This is a genomic window from Pseudomonas sp. DNDY-54 (assembly GCF_019880365.1).
Taxonomy (GTDB): domain Bacteria; phylum Pseudomonadota; class Gammaproteobacteria; order Pseudomonadales; family Pseudomonadaceae; genus Stutzerimonas; species Stutzerimonas stutzeri_P.
On the sequence record NZ_CP082271.1, the window covers coordinates 4050695 to 4068621 of the forward strand.

Below are 17927 nucleotides of genomic sequence, written 5' to 3' on the forward strand. Positions count from 1 at the left end.
TCAGCCGATACCGGGTGGAAAACGCACCCTGACACGCAGTCCGCCCAGCGCGCCCTGCCCCAATTCGATGCTGGCGCGATGGGCGCGGCTGATTTCACCGACGATTGCCAGGCCGAGCCCTGCACCCTGCCCTTGCTGCTGCACACGGTAGAACCGGGCGAACACCTTTTCGCGCTCCTCCGGTGCGATGCCCGGCCCGTCATCCTCGACTTCCAGAACGCCCCCATGCTTCACGCGCAGCACCACGTTGCCGCCATTCGGTGTGTGCGCCAGGGCGTTGTCGATAAGGTTGCTCAACAGCTCGCTAAGCAGCGTCGGTTCGCCGTCGATCCACACCGCCTCGTCCGCTTCCAGCGCCAGCGCCACGCCCCGCTTGTGCGCCAGCGCTGCCATCGCCAGCCCAAGCTCCCGCGCCAGCTGGCTGAGATCGAGACGCTGTGCGCCGCCTTCGGCGATCGATTGGGCGCCACTTTCGATACGCGCCAGCGACAGCAGCTGGTTGGCGAGGTGGATGACACGGTCGGTGTGCGCCTCTGCTTCCTCAAGGGTTGCCTGCCACCGCTGCGGTTGCTGCTCTCGCAAGCCCAGCTCGATCCGCGCCTTGAGCGCCGCCAGCGGCGTGCGCAACTCGTGGGCGGCATCGGCGATGAATTGCGCCTGCCGTTCGAACTGCCCGCGCAAGCGCTCGGTGAAGTGATTGAGCGCGGCCACTAGTGGCTTGAGCTCGCGCTGCACGGTGACCAGCGGTAGCGGCCGTAGATCGTCCGGCTGGCGCAACTCGACCGCCTCGCTGAGCTTGCCCAGCGGGCGCAGGGCCGCGCTCACCGCAAGCCAGACAAGCAGCAACGCGGTAACCGCCAGCGCACCGACTCGCCATAAGGTGTCCGTCAACAGGCTGCGCGCCATCCGTTCACGCGCGCCGAGTGTTTCAGCGACACGGATTTCAGCGATACCGTTGAGCTCCGGTTCGCTGACGGGCTGCAGCAGGCTGACCAGCCGCACGCCCTCACCTTTGAACTCGCCATCGTAAAAGCGCGCCAGCGCGGGGTAGTCATCGGTGCGTCGGATATCAGCGCCCGGCGCCGGCAGGTCCTCATAACCGCTGACCAGCCGTCCTTCTATATCGAGCACCTGATAGTAGATCCGCCCAGCGCTGTCGTAGGCGAAGGTATCCAGCGCCACGTAGGGCACGTTGGCGCGCAGCTGCCCGTCATTGGCAACCAGGCCGTCCGCGATGGCCCGGGCAGACGCCAATAATGTGCGGTCATACGCCGAGTCGGCCGCTGCGCGCCCGTTCCAGTAAGCACTCCATCCGCTGAACAGCAACAGCAGCGCCAACAGCACCGCCAGCCGGCGCAACAGGCCGCCGCGCAGGCTCCCGGCACGTGGCGCCACCGTTTCAGGCATCCAGGCTCTCCAATAGATAGCCCAGCCCTCGGAACGTCACGATACGCACGGCACTGCCTTCGAGTTTTTTGCGCAGACGATGAATGTAGATCTCGATGGCGTCAGCGCTGGCATCCTCATCCAGGCCAAATACCTGAGCGGCCAGCTGGTCTTTGCTCATCACCCGCCCGGGCCGCGTGATCAGCGCTTCGAGCACAGCCTGCTCGCGTGAAGTCAGAGTGAGCGCCTGCTGATTGAGGGTAAAGCGCCGCGCATCGAGGTCATAGACCAGCGGGCCGCAGCTCTGTTGGCGCTCGCCGGCCGCCACGCTGCGCCGCAACAGCGCCTTGACCCGCGCCTCCAGCTCGGAGAGTTCGAACGGCTTGGCCAGGTAATCATCGGCGCCCAGATTGAGCCCGTGTACCCGATCAGTGACTTCTCCACGCGCGGTCAACATCAATACCGGCAGGGTTTTGCCGCGCTCACGCAGGCGCGAGAGCACCTGAAAGCCGTCAAGCCTGGGCAGCCCGACATCGAGGATTGCCAGTGCGTAGTCCTCGGTCGACAACGCCAAATCAGCCGCGACGCCGTCGATGAGCAGGTCCACTGTCCAGCCCGCCGCACGCAATGCCTGCGCCACGCTTTCAGCCAGCTGGGGATGGTCCTCGACCAGAAGTATCCGCATCGCCTGTCCTCTGCCACACACGGAACGGGGCGCCAGTGTAGCGATACGGCAGGCCGCCCGCTGCTTTCACCCTTGAAAGCCTGGCGAAAGTTTCGCCGCCTAGGATCGGGATCAGGTGGCTCGATCCACCTGACGCGGCTCAACGCCGCCACAACAAAAACAATAGTGGAGAATCAAGGATGCTGACTGCCGTCAGAACCAACCCCGCCCCTGCTCGTCTTGCCCTCGCCGTCGCGGCCGCCTCCCTGGCGCCAGTGGCTCAGGCTGCCTTCATCGAAGACAGCAGCGCGACCCTGCAAACCCAGAACATTTACCTCAATCGCGATTTCCGCGAAGGCAGCGGCCAGTCCAAGCGCGAGGAATGGTCACAGGGCTTTCTGCTCGACATCGAATCGGGCTTCACCGAAGGCACCGTCGGCTTCGGCCTCGATGCCATGGGCATGCTTGGCATCAAGCTCGACTCCGGCGGCGGCCGCACCGGTACCGACCTGCTCCCAGTGCGCGACGATGGCAGCACGCCGGACGAGTTCAGTCGCCTTGGGTTGACCGCCAAGGCCAAATTCGCTGAAACCGAGCTGCGTTACGGCAGCCACATTCCAGAAACACCGGTGGTGAAAGCCAGCGACAGCCGTACGCTGCCGCAGGTCTTCGAAGGTGCCATGTTGATCTCTCAGGACGTGACGGGGCTGACCCTGACCGGTGGCCGCCTGGACAAGGTCATCGACCGTGCCTCGACCAACTCGCAGGAACTGCAGATCAATAACAAGAACGGTCGTTTCGACAGCGCCGCCGAAGCCGACCATCTGACCTTCGCCGGTGCCCGGTACGACTTCACGGAGCGCTTTACCGGCACCTATTACGCCGCCGAACTCGACGACATCTACCGTCAGCACTTCTTCAACCTGCAGGCCGTGCAGCCGCTGGGTGAGAACTCCTCACTGACCGCCGACCTGCGCCTGATGATCAGTGACGACACCGGCGCGGCCAACGCCGGCAAGATCGACAACCAGGCCTGGAACGGCATGGTCGGTTACAGCCTCGGCGGCCATAAGCTCAGCCTCGCCTATCAGCAGATGAACGGCGACACCGGCTACGCCTACATCGATGGCGGCGATCCTTACCTCGTCAACTTCGTCCAGATCAACGACTTCGCCAACGCCGACGAGCGCTCCTGGCAGGCCCGTTACGACTACAACTTCGCCTCGATTGGCGTCCCTGGGCTGACTTTCCTGACCCGCTACGTCTCCGGCGATAACGCTGAGTACAACGGCGGCAACAGCGGCAGCGAGTGGGAGCGCGACATCGAGCTCAAATACGTCGTGCAAACAGGCCCGTTGAAGAACGTGGCCGTGCGTATGCGCAACGCCATGTTCCGTTCCGATTTCGCCCGCGACGCCGACGAAAACCGCCTGATCGTCAGCTACAGCCTGCCGATCTGGTAAACGTCCACAATAAGAATCACAGGAGACACCCATGAAAACAGCAATCCGTCGTATCGCCCTGCTCTCGTCCTGCCTGGTCCTGTCCAGCCAGCTGTTCGCCGAGCCGAAGCGGCCTGAATGCATCGCCCCGGCCAAGCCCGGCGGCGGCTTCGACCTCACCTGCAAGCTGGCCCAGAGCGGCCTGAAAGACGAAGGGCTGATGGAGGCGCCGATGCGCGTCACCTACATGCCCGGAGGGGTTGGCGCGGTGGCGTATAACGCCGTGATTGCTCAGCGCGCCGCGGACCCGGCCACCATTACTGCGTTCTCCAGCGGCTCGCTGCTGAACCTCGCGCAAGGCAAGTTCGGGCGTTATGACGAGACTGACGTGCGCTGGCTGGCCGGCATAGGCACCGACTATGGCGCCATTTCGGTCCGCGCGGATGCGCCCTACCAGGACCTCGACGACCTGATCGCCGCCGTCAAGAAAGACCCCAGCAGCGTGGTGTTCGGTGCCGGCGCGACCATCGGCGGCCAGGACTGGATGCAAACCGCGCTGATTGCCCGCGCCGCGGGTGTCGATCCGAAGAAGCTGCGCTACGTCGCGTTCGAAGGCGGCGGCGAAACCCTCACCGCCATGCTCGGCGGCCATGTCCAGGTCACCAGCAGCGGACTGGGTGAAGTCGCGCCGCAGCTTGAGGCCGGCAAGATTCGCGTGCTCGCGGTGCTGTCCGATGATCGCCTGCCGGGCAAACTCTCGGAGCTGCCGACTGCCAAGGAACAGGGCTACGACATCAGCTGGCCGGTGATCCGCGGCTTCTACATGGGCCCGGAAGTCAGCGATGAAGACTTCAACTGGTGGAAAACGCAGTTCGATGCGCTGTTGGCTGACGAGGATTTCGCCACGCTTCGCGAACAACGTGACCTGTTCCCGCTGTCGATGACTGGCGATGAGCTCACCGCTTTCGTCAACAAGCAGGTCGCCGACTACAAAGAACTCGCCGGCGAGTTCGGTCTGGTCAAGTAACACCCGCTGCCCGCGGCGGCCGGTCCAGCGGACCGGAGGCCGCGGTTGGCTTCTCCCGAGGTCACCACCATGTACGTTCGTGTCTTTGCCGCGGCCTGGCTACTTGCCTGCGCCGGTCTCGCGCTGCTTGCCTGGGGTTTCGAGGCACCCTTCGCCTACGACCCGGTCGGTCCGCGCGCCTACCCGCTACTGCTGCTGTTCCTGATGGCTTGCGGCTCGCTCTGGCTGCTCTGCAAACCACACGGCGAGCCGACGCCACCGTTCAATTGGGCGATGGCCCGCCGGGCCGCCCTCTGCGTGTTGGTCCTGCTGGCGTACGCCCTGCTGTTCGAGAAGCTTGGCTTCGTCATCACCACGGCGCTGGCCACCTTCGCGTTGGGCCTGCTGTTCAACGGACGCCTGTGGCCCTGCCTGATCAGTGGTGTGCTGATGGGCGTGCTGCTCTACGGCTTGTTCGACCTGTCGCTTGACGTGCCGCTGCCGCTCGGTGTGCTGCGCTTGCTGGAGAGCTGAAAATGGAAACCTTGAATTTCTTGTGGCAGGGCTTCGATGTCGCGACGCGACCGACCAACCTGCTGGTGGCGCTATTCGGCGCATTCGTCGGCACCATTGTCGGCCTGCTGCCGGGTCTCGGCCCGATCAACGGCGTGGCTCTGCTGCTGCCGCTGGCGTTTGCCCTGGGCTTACCGCCGGAGACCGCGCTGATCCTCCTGGCGGCGGTCTATCTGGGCTGCGAATACGGCGGCCGTATCTCGGCGATCCTGCTCAACGTGCCCGGCGACGCCGCTGCAGTCATGACCACGATTGACGGCTACCCACTGGCACGCCAGGGCAAGGCGGGCATCGCGCTGTCGCTCTCGGCAGTCAGCTCTTTCATGGGCAGCATCATCGCTACCTGTGGGGTCGTGCTGTTTGCCCCGCTGCTGGCGAAGTGGGCAGTGGCCTTCGGCCCGGCGGAATACTTCGTGCTGATGATTTTCGCCATCGCCTGTCTGGGCGGCATGGTGGGCGACAAGCCGGTGAAAACCCTGATGGCGGCATTGATCGGCCTGGGTCTGGCGACGGTTGGCGTGGACTCCACCACCGGCGTCTACCGCTTCACCTTTGGCAGCGTGAGCCTGTCGGACGGCATCCAGTTCGTGATCGTGGTGATCGGCTTCTTCAGCGTCAGCGAAGTTTTGCTGATGCTCGAAAAGACCCATAGCGGTCAGAAGGCGGTCAAGGCCAGCGGACGTCTGCTGTTCAACTTCAAGGAGTTCTGCTTCACCTTCTGGACCATGGTGCGCAGCGCTCTGGCCGGCTTCGTCATCGGCACCCTGCCCGGCGCCGGCGCGACCATTGCCAGCGCCATGACTTATATGAGCGAAAAGCGCATGGCTGGCGACAACGGCAAGTTTGGCGAAGGCGACCTGCGGGGCCTGGCCGCGCCGGAAGCTGCCAACAACGCCTCGGCTTGCGGCTCGCTGATCCCGATGCTGACCCTCGGCGTACCGGGATCAGGCACCACGGCGGTGATGATCGGCGCACTGACCTTGTACAACATCACGCCCGGTCCGCTGCTGTTCGAGCAACAGCCTGACGTGGTCTGGGGCCTGATCGCCTCGCTGTTCATCGGCAACGTCATCCTGTTGGTGATGAACATCCCGCTGGTCGGCCTGTTCTCCAAGATGCTCAGCGTGCCCAACTGGGTGCTGGTTCCGGCGATCACCGCGATCAGCGTGGTCGGTGTCTACTCCGTGCACAGCACCACTTTCGACCTGGTGCTGATGGTTGGCCTGGGCGTGTTCGGCTACCTGCTGCGTAAGCTGGAGTTTCCGCTGTCGTCGCTGATTCTCGGCTTCGTGCTTGGCGAGATGATGGAAGACAACCTGCGTCGCGCGCTGTCGATTTCCGCAGGCGATCTGGGCATTCTCTGGGGCAGCCCAATCACCCTGGTGCTCTGGGCCATGGCAGCACTGATGCTGGCGATGCCCGGCCTGCGCTGGTGGCGCCAGCGTCGCCGCGCCAAGCTGAACGAGGCGCATGCCTGAGATGCTGCACCGACTTCCGGGATGGTGGGCGACGCCCATTGTCGGCGCCTTCGGTGGCTGGCTGGCCAGCCTGGCCGACTGGCCGCTGCCCTGGATGGTAGGTTCGCTGCTGGCGGTCATTGCAGTGCGCTGCAGTGGCTGGTTGGTAAACGAAGTCCCTCATGGCCGGCAGGTCGGGCAATGGTTGATCGCCAGCGCCATCGGTCTGCACTTCACCAGTGAAGTCTTGCAGCACGTGCTTGAGCATTTCGGCGTGATTCTCGCCGGCGCGCTCGGCACGCTGCTGCTGAGCCTGATCGGCATCTTCATTCTCCTGCGCAGCGGCACGGACCGGGCTACAGCGTTCTTTTCCAGCATGCCGGGCGGCGCCAGCGAGATGGTCAACCTGGCCGGTCGCCACGACGCACAGCCGGCGATGGTGGCAGCCGCCCACAGCATGCGTTTGCTGCTGGTGGTGCTGATCATCCCCGCACTGTTTACTTGGAGCCTCCCGCCGGTGGATGCCCCGCCACCGGCGCCGGTCAGCTGGCCCTGGCTGGCTGTGCTGTTGCCGGCGGGCGGTCTGCTGGCGCTGCTGTGGAAGAAGTGTAATCAGCCCAACCCCTGGATGCTGGGGCCGCTTACGGTGTGTGCCGTTGCCAGCGCTGCCTTCGATCTGCATCTGGGCATGCCCGAAGGAATCGGCCAGTTTGGCCAGTGGCTGATCGGCTGCTCGCTGGGCTGTCACTTCGATCGGCCGTTCTTTCGCAGCGCCCCGAGGTTCATGCTGCGCATCCTGCTGTTCACGCTGCTGGCTATGCTTGCCGCGGCAGGCTTGGCCGAAATGCTGGGCTGGGCCGCCACGCTGAACCAGACGTCGCTGATGTTGGGAATGATGCCGGGCGGCATAACAGAACTGTGCCTGACGGCCGAAGCATTGCAGCTGTCCGTCGCGCTGGTCACGGCGCTGCAGGTGTTGCGATTGTTCCTGGTGATGTTTCTCGCCGAACCGCTGTTCCGGTTCTGGCAACGAGCCACGCTTTAACCCGCCGCTTGGCGGGTTCTTTTTATCGGACAACGGCACAGGTGGAGCGGCTTCGCGTCAACCGAAGAACCAGTAGCAGACCAGAATGGCCGCTACGATACCGGCGAAGTCTGCGGCCAACGCGCATCCCACTGCGTGCCGCGCCCGCTGAATGCCCACCGCACCGAAATAAACCGCGAGCACATAGAAAGTCGTCTCGGTGCTGCCCTGCACCGTAGCGGCGACCAACGCAGGGAAACTGTCGACCCCCTGGCTCTGCATGGTTTCAATCAACATCGCGCGGGCGGCGCTTCCGGAGAACGGCTTGACCAGTGCGGTTGGCAGGGCGTCTACAAACCGGGTATCCCAGCCCAGCGCTTCGACCAGCCAGCGAATGCCATCCAGGCCGAAATCCAGCGCACCGGATGCGCGAAAGACGCCTATCGCGCAGAGCATGGCGATCAGATAAGGCAGCAGGCTTTTGGCGACATCGAACCCTTCCTGCGCACCTTCGACGAAGCTTTCATAGACCGGTACCTTGCGCAGCGCACCGACAACGAGGAACGCGATGATCAGGCCGAACAGTGTCAGGTTACCGAGCAACGAGGACAGCGATGACAAGGCGGTGGCCGAAAGCCCCGCCAACAGTGCCATGAAGCCACCTAGCATGAGCGCGCCGGGAATGAGATAGGCCAGCACCACCGGATCCCAGATGCGCAGCCGTTGCACCAGCGCAACCGCCAGCAGCCCTGCCAGGGACGATGCAGTGGTTGCCAGCAGAATTGGTAGAAACACGAGCGTCGGATCTTCAGCGCCCTGCTGCACGCGGTACATGAAGATCGACACGGGCAATAAGGTGAGCGACGAGGTGTTGAGCACCAGAAACAGGATCTGCGCGTTGCTGGCGACGGTCTTGCTGGGATTAAGCTCTTGCAGCGCTCGCATGGCCCGTAGCCCGATGGGCGTGGCGGCATTGTCGAGACCCAATCCGTTGGCGGCAAAGTTGAGTGTGATCAGCCCCAGCGCGGGGTGCCCGGCCGGTACTTCCGGCATCAGTCGGCTGAATAAAGGCCCCAACACGCGCGCCAGCAGTTGGATCAAACCGGCCTTCTCGGCAATGCGCAGAAAGCCGAGCCAGAGCGTCAGCGTGCCGAATAACACAATCATGATCTCGACGGCCAACTTGGCCATGGCGAACAGGCTTTCCACCAGCGCGGCAAAGACGGCCGGATCGCCGCCCAGCAGCCAGCGCCCAAGCGCGGCAACCGCAGCGATCAGAAAAAATCCGAGCCAGAGGCCGTTGAGCATGGGGTTCTCCACCGAGTGACTGCGCGCGATGATAGCGGTGCAGCAGGAGAACGGCCACGCACAGGACGGGTCATCGCATCGGAAAAGTGCGGGGCGTGTTCCGGCTATCAATAGACAAATGGTTGAAGGCGTTGGCCGGAGCCGGCCTTGCTCAACGCGGCCCGAGAACCCAGGACGGGATCAGACGGCGTTGAAGAGATCGCAAGCCGAAGGTGGATGCCCACCTTCGGTTGCCGTTTGCAGAACCCAGTCCATATATGGAGGTACCCCCTGTACCCCTAGGTCGCTCCAAGGAACAGAACGTCCCGACCCCCTGGTTCCCCCGCTATGCGGGCTGTCGGTGGCCGACTAACCGGCACACCCAGTCTGCTTGCTCTCGCAGTGTGCTGCGAAAGCGATAAATAACGGCATCCCGCCAGTGCTGCCTCCAGGGTATTGCAGCCGCCCTTGCGGGCGGCGTTACTGCGTTAAACGCGCGGTCCACGACCTCGACCGAAAATCAGCGAAGCGACAAACAGGACCAGGAAGACCACAAACAGGATCTTGGCGATACCTGTTGCAGTGCCGGCGATACCACCGAAGCCCAGTACCGCAGCGATGATGGCGATGATCAGGAATGTAATAGCCCAACTCAGCATGGTGTAACTCCTCTTCGGTTCAAGACATCTTCTGCGGGACCGATAAATGCATCAGCTCGCGGACCTACAACTTAGAAAACCCAGCGCTGTTCCGACCGCACCTGCTTGTAATCAATCGTCTTCGGCGCAGGACCGGCTTGCACAATCCCTACTGGTTGAGCGTCATACATACGGATTCGTTCCGCTGACTCGTGTTGCTCCTGGCTGAGCGGTTGCGACATCGGTTGCTCGGCGCCAACGATCAGGGTTACCACTGCAGCGGTAAGGAAACCTTTGCTAACCAGTGAGAAGCGTGCTTGACGATTCATCCTCAACTCCTTCTAAGCATGCGGTGCATGTCTATCTTTGCGAGTTATATTGCAGACCTCATGCCAGGCTTCGTTAACTAGTTTTATTCATAACTTTCAACGACTTACATAATCCAAACTGTAGCCCGTCAACTTATATTGCACGATGCCCGCAGTCGGCGCCGGGCGAATTGCACGACGGACTAATCCTTCTTGTGATTAAGGGTGTGAATTCGCTCGTGGCAGGCACGAATTTTCGGCAGTTCGATAGCCAGCAGCGCCTTGACGTCCGGTTCCGCCGTCTTCAGCGCATCCTCAAAGGCCGCGAGAATGCGTTCTTCGGTCTGGTCCAGTTGATCGACATACACCGCATCGCTATCGCCGAGCTTGGCTTTGGCGTCCGCGTATCTTTCACGTAGTTTGCCGGCGGTGGTGCCACCCTGAGCCGGTTGCTCCTGGTTGGATGCCACCTTGACCGACAACGCCTGGATGATGTGCGTCTTGGCCTGCGCCATATCGCGGAAAAGATGCTGCAGCTCGACGTCCTTCACCGCCTCGACCGCATGCTGGTAAAAGTGCTGCCCGTCGCGGGTGATCTCGATCAGCTCGTTGAGTTGGGTCATGTTCTGGTTCATGTGTCCTCCGGATACGGATGCCGTGTGATGCGGCCCCGGCGAAGCCGGTTGAGCGCGCTCCGTCGAAGACCGCAAGCCCCGTGCCAGCGATTAAAAACGCGGCAGACCTTTATAATCAGGGACTTGTATTGCCGTTTCGCCTGAGCATTGATTGCAGCCTGCAGTAAACGGCTTCGGACACCGTGCAACTTGCAAGACTTTCCGTAGACTAATGCAGGCGCCAACACCTAGCCGGCATATTCGAGCCTCTTATTCCTACGTCTACGGTTCGAACAGCCAGACAAACACAGCCTTTGCCTGATGGAGCATTCATGGACCAAACGACCGACGCCGGTGGCCGCATCCTCCTCGTGGATGATGAGGCCGCGATCCTGCGCACCTTCCGCTATTGCCTCGAGGATCGGGGCTACACGGTCGTAACGGCGGCCAGTGCGTCGCAGGCTGAAGCGATTCTTCAGCGCCAGGTATTCGACCTGTGCTTCCTTGACCTGCGCCTGGGCGAAGACAACGGCCTCGACGTCCTGCAGCAGATGCGTGTACTCGCCCCGTGGATGCGCGTGGTCATCGTCACCGCACACTCGGCCGTCGATACGGCGGTTGATGCGATGCAAGCCGGCGCCGCCGACTATCTGGTCAAGCCGTGCAGCCCCGAACAGCTTCGCCTTTCGGCCGCCAAACAACTTGAAGTCCGCCAGATGGCCGCGCGCCTTGAAGCGCTTGAAGGCGAGGTACAGAAACGCAGCGATGCACTCGGATCCCACAGCCCGGCGATGATGAATGTCCTCGAGACGGCCCGCCAGGTCGCCGATACCGACGCCAACATCCTTATCCTTGGCGAGTCCGGTACCGGCAAGGGCGAACTGTCCCGAGCCATCCATAACTGGAGCCGTCGCGCGAAAAAAGCCTTCATTACCATCAACTGCCCGTCGCTGTCGGCGGATCTGATGGAAAGCGAGTTGTTCGGACACAACCGCGGCGCCTTTACCGGCGCGACGGAAAGCACGCTAGGACGCGTCAATCAGGCCGACGGTGGCACGCTGTTTCTCGACGAAATTGGCGATTTCCCCCTGGCGCTGCAGCCCAAATTGCTGCGGTTCATTCAGGACAAGGAATACGAGCGCGTCGGCGACCCGGTCACGCGCCGCGCCGATGTGCGCATCCTGGCCGCGACTAACTTGAATCTTGAAGAAATGGTGCGTGAAGGCCGCTTTCGCGAAGACCTGCTGTATCGCCTGAATGTCATCACGCTGAACCTGCCACCGATGCGCGAGCGGCCGGAAGATGTCCTCACCCTCGCCGAGCGCTTCCTGGCGTTCTTCGTCAAGAGTTACGGCCGGCCAGCGCGCGGCTTCAGCAATAGCGCCATCGCCGCGCTGAGATCCTACCGCTGGCCCGGCAACGTGCGCGAGCTGCGCAACGTTGTCGAGCGAGCGAGCATTATCTGCCCGCAGGAGATGATCGAAGTGAGCCATCTCGGGCTAGCCGACCAAAGCGTGAATAACGCACCGCGTATCGGCGAGTCGCTGAGCTTGGAAGAACTGGAAAAAGCGCATATCTCTGGCGTGTTGAGCACCAGCGATACCCTTGATCAGGCCGCCCGAATCTTGGGCATCGACGCCTCGACGCTCTATCGAAAACGCAAGCAATACGGCCTATGAAAGTTCAGATGAAGCTGAGAACCCGTCTTTTTTTAGGGTTTTCGGCGTTGATGACGGTTGCGCTGCTAGGGCTTTTGCTGGCACTGGTCAGCGTAGTGCAGATGGCCCAGAGCCAGGAAACGCTGATCCGCGATAACTTCGGCGTCATTGAAGCCAACCAGCAGCTGCGGCAGGCGCTGGGCAATCACTTGCTCCAGCTCGTGCGTGAAGAACGCGACAGCGCTGCCCTTGCGCAAACCCGACACACCTTCCAGACGGCGCTGTCGCGGGGGATTTCCCAAGCGCCGCGGTTAGAGGACCGCCAGGCTTACCAAGCCATCGGCGACGCCTACGCCCGTTTTATCAACGAGCTGGAAACGCCGACCAGCCGGAACTGGACGCTACTGGAAGACAACGCCCTCACCCAGTCTTTCAACCGGGTGCGCGAGCTGATGGTCGACATGCAACAGAGCGCGTACGACCAGATCCGCGACACCGAGATTCGCAGCCGAGAACGGGCACAACTGCTTGCCGGGCTGCTGGGCCTCACCGGCATTGCCGTGTTGCTGATCGGCTTCGTCACCGCGCATAGCTTTGCTCGACGCTTCGGTGACCCCATCGAGCAGCTGTCCAGCGTCGCCGACCAGATCGGCCAGGGCGATTTCAACATCAAGCTGCCGACGTCCCCTATCGCCGAGCTCTCGTCGCTTATTCATCGTTTTGGGTTGATGGCGCAGGCGCTGCATGACTTCAAACAGACCAATGTCGAGGCGCTGGTCGACGGCCAGCAGCGCCTGCAGGCCCTGCTCGACAGCATTGACGACGGCCTGTTGATCGTCGACCGGCAAGGCCGGCTGGAACATGCCAACCCGGTTGCTCAGCGCCAGCTGGCGTGGGAAACCGAGCATCTGGGCTCGACGCTCGGCCAAGCCCTCGGCTATCCGGAACTGGATGAAGCTGCACAGCAGGTGCTGGACGACAAACCGCTATCTGGCCCTCCAGAAGACCTGGTGATAGAGGCCGACGGTGAGCGCCGGCTCCTGTCGTGGCGCATGAGCCCGGTTAACCACCACGACGGACGCATCAGCGGTGCGGTGATGGTGCTTCATGACGTCACGGACCAGCGCACGTTCGAACGTGTACGCAACGAATTCGTCCTGCGCGCCTCGCACGAACTGCGCACCCCGGTGACCGGCATGCAGATGGCGTTCAGCCTGCTCCGTGAGCGCACGCATTACCCCGAAAACAGCCGCGAGGCTGACCTGTTCAGCACGGTGCATGAGGAAATGCAGCGCCTGGTCACGCTGATCAATGACCTGCTGAACTTCTCACGCTATCAAAGCGGTCAGCAGAAACTTGAACGCGTGCCATGCGACCCGGCCGAGCTTCTCGAGCAAGCGCGACAGCGCTTCCAACCTGCCGCCATGCAGAACGGCAAGGACATCAAGCTTGAGCTGCAAACGCCGCTGCCCAGCTTGATGCTGGATCGGCAACAAATGGAGCGTGTGCTCGACAACCTCATGAGCAACGCCCTGCGACACACGCCGGACGGCGGCGAGATACGTCTGCTGGCCAGGCACCATGGCGAGCGGGTGATCCTCAGCGTCGAGGACAACGGGGAAGGCATCCCCTACAGCCAACAAGCGAGAATCTTCGAGCCCTTTGTGCAGATTGGACGTCGCCGAGGCGGCGCCGGACTGGGCTTGGCCTTATGCAAGGAGATTGCCCAATTGCATGGTGGCCGTATCGGCGTGCATTCACGAATCGGTCACGGCACCATCTTCTATATCGCTCTGCCTATATGACCCAGGCGGGGCCGAACAAGAAGAAGGAGCCTCCATGCCCAGCCTCAACCCAAGCCCCGATCAACTGAAGCGCTTCGCCGAAGGGATGCCAGCCGGCGAACCGATCCTCATGCTCAACCTGCTGCGGTTCAATCAGGAGGCGGCTTACCCCGCCGGCAGCGGGGAAACGGCCTGCAGCGGAATGGAGGCCTATGCACGCTATAGCCGTACCGCGCTGAAAAAAGTCCGCGCGGCGGGTGGAGAGGTTCAGGTAGCGGCCCATGCACAGGTCGCTCTGATCGCACCGGAGCAGGAGCACTGGGATGAAATGTTGCTGGTGCGATACCCGACGCCGGAAGCATTTTTGGCCATGCTCGCGGATGAAGATTACCGAGCGGCAACCGTCCATCGCACTGCTGCGCTGGCGGATTCGCGGTTGATCGCCTGCACTCCCCGCGCGTGATTGCGCGTCAGGACTCCACAGCAAGCGCGGCGAGAATTGCCGCGGTCTCAGCATCCGGCTCACCGTCGAATCGTGTCGGGCGGTACTTCATCTGAAAGGCCGCGATAACATTTCGGGTTTCCAGATCCAGGTGCCCGTGCTCCGGCACTTTGTAGCCTTGGCTGACGAGCTGCGCCTGGAACCAGGCCACGTCCGGCAACTGCTCTGCAAACTGGTGACGTTGACGCTCGACCACGGCGGCATCCGGCCAAGGCACCAGACCCGCATCAGCCAGACGCTTCCAGGGGAACAGCGGACCGGGGTCAACTTTGCGCTGCGGCGCGATATCGCTGTGGCCGATTATTGCGCCAGGCTTTAAACCGTGGCGTTGCATGATGTCTTTGAGCAGGACGATCAGCGCGTCGATTTGCTGCTCCGAATAGGGATACCAGAGCCGCCCACGCTCGTCCTCGATATAGCCCCGGTTAACCAGCTCGATACCGATAGAGCTGGAGTTGAGCCAGGTTCGACCGTTCCACTGACTCTCACCGGCATGCCATGCACGGCGATCTTCGTCCACCAGTCGGTAAATGGTCGCGGGCGACTCGCCGATCAGATAGTGGCTGCTGACGCCGTCACCTTTGAGGATTTCGAGCGACCGCTGCAGGTCGCTCGAGGTGTAATGGAGCACGATGAACTGTGCGCGACTATCGTGACCGCGCGAGTGGTGGCTGGTATCAATACGCGGGCCGCTGGCGCAGCCGGCAAGCAACAAAAGAAAACCCGCTAGGATCAACGTTTTCATACGGCACCTCTGGTCAACAACGGCATGACACAGACTGGAATGAGTCGGGCATACGGCCCGCAAGAGCGCCGAGAGAATGGCGCCGAAGCGAAGGGCGGGGATTATAGCGAGGCGGCCCGGCGGCTCACAGAGCGACTGGTCAGCCCGCTTCGATGCGATTGCGCCCGGCGCCTTTGGCGCGGTAAAGCGCTTTGTCGGCGCGCTCGAATACTTGCTCGGCGTGGTCTGTCTCGGCGAAGCTCGCAAGCCCGCCCGATAGCGTGACCTCGATTCGCGCACCCTTGAAGTGGAACGGGCAGTTCTGAATGCCGGAGCGCAGGCTTTCGAGCACCAGCAAGCCTGCCTCAGGCGGGGTTTCCGGAAGCAACAGCGCGAACTCCTCACCACCGAAACGGGCAATGAAGTCGGTCTTGCGCAGTCGCTTGCGTAATTCGCTGGCGATGATCTTCAACACGCGGTCGCCGGCCAGATGGCCGAAGCTGTCATTGATACGCTTGAAGTGGTCGACATCGAGCACCGCCAGAAGCAGCTGGCCGCCATAGCGTTGCTGGCGCGCCACCTCCAGCTCCAGCCGCTCATCCCAGCCCGCCCGATTGGGCAGCTCGGTCAGTGGATCGCGCAAGGCTTTCTGGCGCTGTTCCTCAAGATGTTCCCGCATGCCTGTCGCAGACTGCTCTAGGCTCGCCACCCGCTCAACCAGAGTACTCAGCCGCTCGCTAACCTGCTGTTCGTGAACGCTGCGCTGTTGCTCGTACGAATCCACGGTCTCGAGCAGACGGTCGATTCGGACTTGCACGGCTTGCTTGAGACTTGGCAAATCCTTCGCATCGAGCATGCTGGTTTGCAGCCCATCGAACTGGTTGCGCAGCGCCTCGTCCAGCGCCTGGGCTGTTTCTTTGCTCTGCACATGCCCCTGATGAGTTGCGCAGAGGCTTTCGTGCATAGTCGCCAGTCGGTCATTGAGCAACTTCAGGTAACTTTCGAACTCGCGCTGGCCCTGATCAGCCGCCGCCACCATCAGCTGCGCCAAGTCATCCAGCAATGGCACCAGTTCATACCAATTCAGCCCCTGCTCGATGCGCTCACGAAGCGCCAACACTTTTGGCTGTTGATGCTCCGGTAATTGCAGACCGTCAAGCAGGTGATAGAGCGTCGCCTCCACACGCTCGGCGATGGCGCTGTAGGCTTGCTCGGGAGTAGTCGGAAGCAAGTGGCTGTCCGTCGCCTCGCCGGTAATCGCAGCGGAGGGGTCGTCTGGCGCCCTGTGATGGGGCGTGAACAACGGGTTTGCGTCAGCGCTGATTGTTGACGATTCCTCATCGGCCAGCGGCTCTCCCGCGTCGGCGGTGCGCTCGGCTTGCCGGGCCGGTGGTGTTGCGGCCAATGGCCCAGGTTCCACTGTTGAAGCGGCGTTCTCACCAGCCGTTGTCGGCGGCTCTGCAAGACGTTCGCGCTGGCCGAACAGCCTGCCAATAAGGCCTACAGAGCTGCCGCTGCCACCCAGCTGAACGGCCAGCGCTCGGTCTTGGAGCTCGCCTAACTCAGCAAGCAGCCCTGGCAGTTCAAGCGGCTGCGCGGCGCGCTCGTCGAGCTGCTTGGCAAACTTCTTCAGCGGTTTACGGATATCGCTCGGCAGTGACAACTCCAGGAGCTGCGCCACGAATCGGTGCAGCGCCTGAGTCATTTGCGCAAGTCGTGTCGCCCTGCTCCTCTCGGTATCGAGCACTGCGCGTTCGAGGCGCGGCACGAGCGCGCCCAAACGGTCATCGAGCGCGTCATCGCGCAGGGCGTCGCGAAGCTCGCGCATGCACGTTTCCACAGCGGGGTCGGTGCCGTCCGCCGCGTAGCTACTGCGCACGAGGCTGCGGCGCAGCAGGTCAAGATGTACCTGCCAACGCTTCTCGAGCGCTTCGTGCTGCTCCAATGACTGCAGGTATTTTTCTTTCCAACGTTGCGCTTCGTCGGTCATCTCGCAGCGTCCACTGAGATCGGCAACGAATCGCCATGTAAAGAATTGGGCAGGCGAATCTCGACGGCCACCGGCAAATGATCCGAGCTAGCCTGTGCCAACACATCGACACGCTCGAGCGTCAGACTGGGGCTCAACAGTATGTGATCAAGGCAGCGCTGGGGGCGCCAGCTAGGGAACGTCGCCTGAATTTGTGGAGCCAGCAAGCCGAGGTCACGTAGCGGCGAATGCTCTAGCAGGTCGCTCGCATGGGTGTTCATATCCCCCATCAGGACCTGGTGCTTGTAGTCTCCGATCAGCTCGCGAATGTAGGCCAGTTGGCGCGTTCTTGCACCGCCACCAAGCGCCAGATGCATGACGACGACCACCAGCGCATCCTCGCCCTCGCCGAAACGCAGCAGAATGGCCCCGCGGCCGGATGGGCCGGGAAGGGGATGATCCTCCAAACCCTGGGGTTCGAGACGGCTCAACACACCGTTGCTGTGCTGGGCAAAACGGCCGAGATTGCGATTAAGTTGCTGGTACCAATAAGGGAAGGAACCAAGCTGGGCGAGATGTTCCACTTGGTTGATGTAGCCGGAGCGCAAGCTGCCGCCATCGGCTTCCTGCAGGGCGACCAGATCGTAATTACCCAGCAGTTCGCCAATGCGTTGCAGATTTCCGGCACGCCCCGGATGCGGTAGCAGATGCTGCCAGCTGCGCGTGACGTAATGGTGGAAGCGCTCGGTACTGATACCGACCTGAATATTGAAACTCAGTAGCCGCAAACGGCCATCGCAGGGAAGACCGCTGGAGTTCAGGCAGAGCGGATTGACGCGCGCCTGCCCGGGACCGGCCAAACGCGGAGAACTCCAACGGCGCAACATCAGC

The 17927-nt window shown here is 62.3% G+C and carries 17 protein-coding genes; 8 read left to right on the forward strand and 9 right to left on the reverse strand.

What is annotated here, in order from left to right:
- Both K4O48_RS18725 and K4O48_RS18730 read right to left on the reverse strand, forming a co-directional pair.
- Positions 1-1407 (reverse strand): sensor histidine kinase, encoded by a 1407-nt coding sequence (locus tag K4O48_RS18725; protein ID WP_222909838.1) that lies wholly within the window; start codon positions 1405-1407, stop codon positions 1-3.
- Positions 1400-2071, reverse strand: coding sequence for a response regulator (locus K4O48_RS18730; RefSeq protein WP_222909839.1), 672 nt, complete (start codon positions 2069-2071; stop codon positions 1400-1402). The genes K4O48_RS18725 and K4O48_RS18730 overlap by 8 nt, the downstream gene beginning before the upstream one ends.
- Positions 2072-2250: 179 nt before the next feature.
- Between K4O48_RS18730 and K4O48_RS18735 the strand changes: the two genes are divergently transcribed.
- The 5 genes from K4O48_RS18735 (at position 2251) to K4O48_RS18755 (ending at position 7573) form a co-directional block, all read left to right on the forward strand.
- Positions 2251-3513: an OprD family porin gene (locus K4O48_RS18735; protein ID WP_222909840.1), complete on the forward strand. Its 1263-nt coding sequence runs from the start codon at positions 2251-2253 to the stop codon at positions 3511-3513.
- Positions 3514-3544: 31 nt separating this feature from the next.
- Positions 3545-4519: a Bug family tripartite tricarboxylate transporter substrate binding protein gene (locus tag K4O48_RS18740; RefSeq protein ID WP_222909841.1), complete on the forward strand. Its 975-nt coding sequence runs from the start codon at positions 3545-3547 to the stop codon at positions 4517-4519.
- A 69-nt stretch (positions 4520-4588) separates the two neighbouring features.
- Complete coding sequence (locus tag K4O48_RS18745; RefSeq protein WP_222912166.1) at positions 4589-5032, forward strand: tripartite tricarboxylate transporter TctB family protein; 444 nt, start codon at positions 4589-4591, stop codon at positions 5030-5032.
- Positions 5033-5034: 2 nt separating this feature from the next.
- Positions 5035-6549 carry a tripartite tricarboxylate transporter permease gene (locus tag K4O48_RS18750; protein ID WP_222909842.1) on the forward strand — a complete coding sequence of 505 codons (1515 nt, stop codon included), beginning with the start codon at positions 5035-5037 and terminating at the stop codon, positions 6547-6549.
- Position 6550: 1 nt separating this feature from the next.
- Complete coding sequence (locus K4O48_RS18755; RefSeq protein WP_222912167.1) at positions 6551-7573, forward strand: AbrB family transcriptional regulator; 1023 nt, start codon at positions 6551-6553, stop codon at positions 7571-7573.
- Positions 7574-7630: 57 nt separating this feature from the next.
- Here the strand turns inward: K4O48_RS18755 and K4O48_RS18760 are convergent, their stop codons facing one another.
- The 4 genes from K4O48_RS18760 to K4O48_RS18775 all read right to left on the reverse strand — a co-directional run bounded on the left by K4O48_RS18760 (position 7631) and on the right by K4O48_RS18775 (position 10420).
- Positions 7631-8860: a nucleoside recognition domain-containing protein gene (locus tag K4O48_RS18760; protein WP_222909843.1), complete on the reverse strand. Its 1230-nt coding sequence runs from the start codon at positions 8858-8860 to the stop codon at positions 7631-7633.
- Between the two features lie 467 nt (positions 8861-9327).
- Complete coding sequence (locus tag K4O48_RS18765; RefSeq protein WP_003282841.1) at positions 9328-9498, reverse strand: DUF1328 domain-containing protein; 171 nt, start codon at positions 9496-9498, stop codon at positions 9328-9330.
- A 71-nt stretch (positions 9499-9569) separates the two neighbouring features.
- Positions 9570-9806 (reverse strand): hypothetical protein, encoded by a 237-nt coding sequence (locus K4O48_RS18770; RefSeq protein WP_222909844.1) that lies wholly within the window; start codon positions 9804-9806, stop codon positions 9570-9572.
- A 182-nt stretch (positions 9807-9988) separates the two neighbouring features.
- Entirely contained in the window at positions 9989-10420 is a 432-nt protein-coding gene (locus K4O48_RS18775; RefSeq protein WP_222909845.1) for a PA2169 family four-helix-bundle protein, read from the reverse strand.
- Between the two features lie 311 nt (positions 10421-10731).
- Here K4O48_RS18775 and algB point away from each other — a divergent pair, with 311 nt between their 5' ends.
- The 3 genes from algB to K4O48_RS18790 are packed head-to-tail and all read left to right on the forward strand — an operon-like array spanning position 10732 to position 14304.
- Positions 10732-12078 carry a sigma-54-dependent response regulator transcription factor AlgB gene (gene algB / locus K4O48_RS18780; RefSeq protein WP_222909846.1) on the forward strand — a complete coding sequence of 449 codons (1347 nt, stop codon included), beginning with the start codon at positions 10732-10734 and terminating at the stop codon, positions 12076-12078.
- Complete coding sequence (locus K4O48_RS18785) at positions 12075-13862, forward strand: KinB sensor domain-containing domain (protein ID WP_222909847.1); 1788 nt, start codon at positions 12075-12077, stop codon at positions 13860-13862. Before algB ends, K4O48_RS18785 begins: the two co-directional genes overlap by 4 nt.
- 34 nt (positions 13863-13896) lie before the next feature.
- Positions 13897-14304 (forward strand): DUF1330 domain-containing protein, encoded by a 408-nt coding sequence (locus K4O48_RS18790; RefSeq protein WP_222909848.1) that lies wholly within the window; start codon positions 13897-13899, stop codon positions 14302-14304.
- A 7-nt stretch (positions 14305-14311) separates the two neighbouring features.
- Here the strand turns inward: K4O48_RS18790 and K4O48_RS18795 are convergent, their stop codons facing one another.
- The 3 genes from K4O48_RS18795 to K4O48_RS18805 form a co-directional block, all read right to left on the reverse strand.
- The gene (locus K4O48_RS18795; RefSeq protein WP_222909849.1) at positions 14312-15088 is read right to left on the reverse strand and encodes an N-acetylmuramoyl-L-alanine amidase; all 777 of its coding nucleotides are present in this window, start codon (positions 15086-15088) and stop codon (positions 14312-14314) included.
- A gap of 139 nt (positions 15089-15227) precedes the next feature.
- Positions 15228-17057 carry a GGDEF domain-containing protein gene (locus K4O48_RS18800; RefSeq protein ID WP_222909850.1) on the reverse strand — a complete coding sequence of 610 codons (1830 nt, stop codon included), beginning with the start codon at positions 17055-17057 and terminating at the stop codon, positions 15228-15230.
- Positions 17054-17923, reverse strand: a complete 870-nt coding sequence (locus K4O48_RS18805; protein WP_222909851.1) for an endonuclease/exonuclease/phosphatase family protein — start codon at positions 17921-17923, stop codon at positions 17054-17056. Before K4O48_RS18805 ends, K4O48_RS18800 begins: the two co-directional genes overlap by 4 nt.
- Positions 17924-17927 lie beyond the last annotated feature (4 nt).

Bases quoted from the DNA above. Each gene is read 5' to 3' on its own strand.
- K4O48_RS18725 (WP_222909838.1), bottom strand. From the start codon at position 1,407: ATGCCTGAAACGGTGGCGCCACGTGCCGGGAGCCTGCGCGGCGGCCTG.
- K4O48_RS18730 (WP_222909839.1), bottom strand. From the start codon at position 2,071: ATGCGGATACTTCTGGTCGAGGACCATCCCCAGCTGGCTGAAAGCGTG.
- K4O48_RS18735 (WP_222909840.1), top strand. From the start codon at position 2,251: ATGCTGACTGCCGTCAGAACCAACCCCGCCCCTGCTCGTCTTGCCCTC.
- K4O48_RS18740 (WP_222909841.1), top strand. From the start codon at position 3,545: ATGAAAACAGCAATCCGTCGTATCGCCCTGCTCTCGTCCTGCCTGGTC.
- K4O48_RS18745 (WP_222912166.1), top strand. From the start codon at position 4,589: ATGTACGTTCGTGTCTTTGCCGCGGCCTGGCTACTTGCCTGCGCCGGT.
- K4O48_RS18750 (WP_222909842.1), top strand. From the start codon at position 5,035: ATGGAAACCTTGAATTTCTTGTGGCAGGGCTTCGATGTCGCGACGCGA.
- K4O48_RS18755 (WP_222912167.1), top strand. From the start codon at position 6,551: ATGCTGCACCGACTTCCGGGATGGTGGGCGACGCCCATTGTCGGCGCC.
- K4O48_RS18760 (WP_222909843.1), bottom strand. From the start codon at position 8,860: ATGCTCAACGGCCTCTGGCTCGGATTTTTTCTGATCGCTGCGGTTGCC.
- K4O48_RS18765 (WP_003282841.1), bottom strand. From the start codon at position 9,498: ATGCTGAGTTGGGCTATTACATTCCTGATCATCGCCATCATCGCTGCG.
- K4O48_RS18770 (WP_222909844.1), bottom strand. From the start codon at position 9,806: ATGAATCGTCAAGCACGCTTCTCACTGGTTAGCAAAGGTTTCCTTACC.
- K4O48_RS18775 (WP_222909845.1), bottom strand. From the start codon at position 10,420: ATGAACCAGAACATGACCCAACTCAACGAGCTGATCGAGATCACCCGC.
- algB (WP_222909846.1), top strand. From the start codon at position 10,732: ATGGACCAAACGACCGACGCCGGTGGCCGCATCCTCCTCGTGGATGAT.
- K4O48_RS18785 (WP_222909847.1), top strand. From the start codon at position 12,075: ATGAAAGTTCAGATGAAGCTGAGAACCCGTCTTTTTTTAGGGTTTTCG.
- K4O48_RS18790 (WP_222909848.1), top strand. From the start codon at position 13,897: ATGCCCAGCCTCAACCCAAGCCCCGATCAACTGAAGCGCTTCGCCGAA.
- K4O48_RS18795 (WP_222909849.1), bottom strand. From the start codon at position 15,088: ATGAAAACGTTGATCCTAGCGGGTTTTCTTTTGTTGCTTGCCGGCTGC.
- K4O48_RS18800 (WP_222909850.1), bottom strand. From the start codon at position 17,057: ATGACCGACGAAGCGCAACGTTGGAAAGAAAAATACCTGCAGTCATTG.
- K4O48_RS18805 (WP_222909851.1), bottom strand. From the start codon at position 17,923: ATGTTGCGCCGTTGGAGTTCTCCGCGTTTGGCCGGTCCCGGGCAGGCG.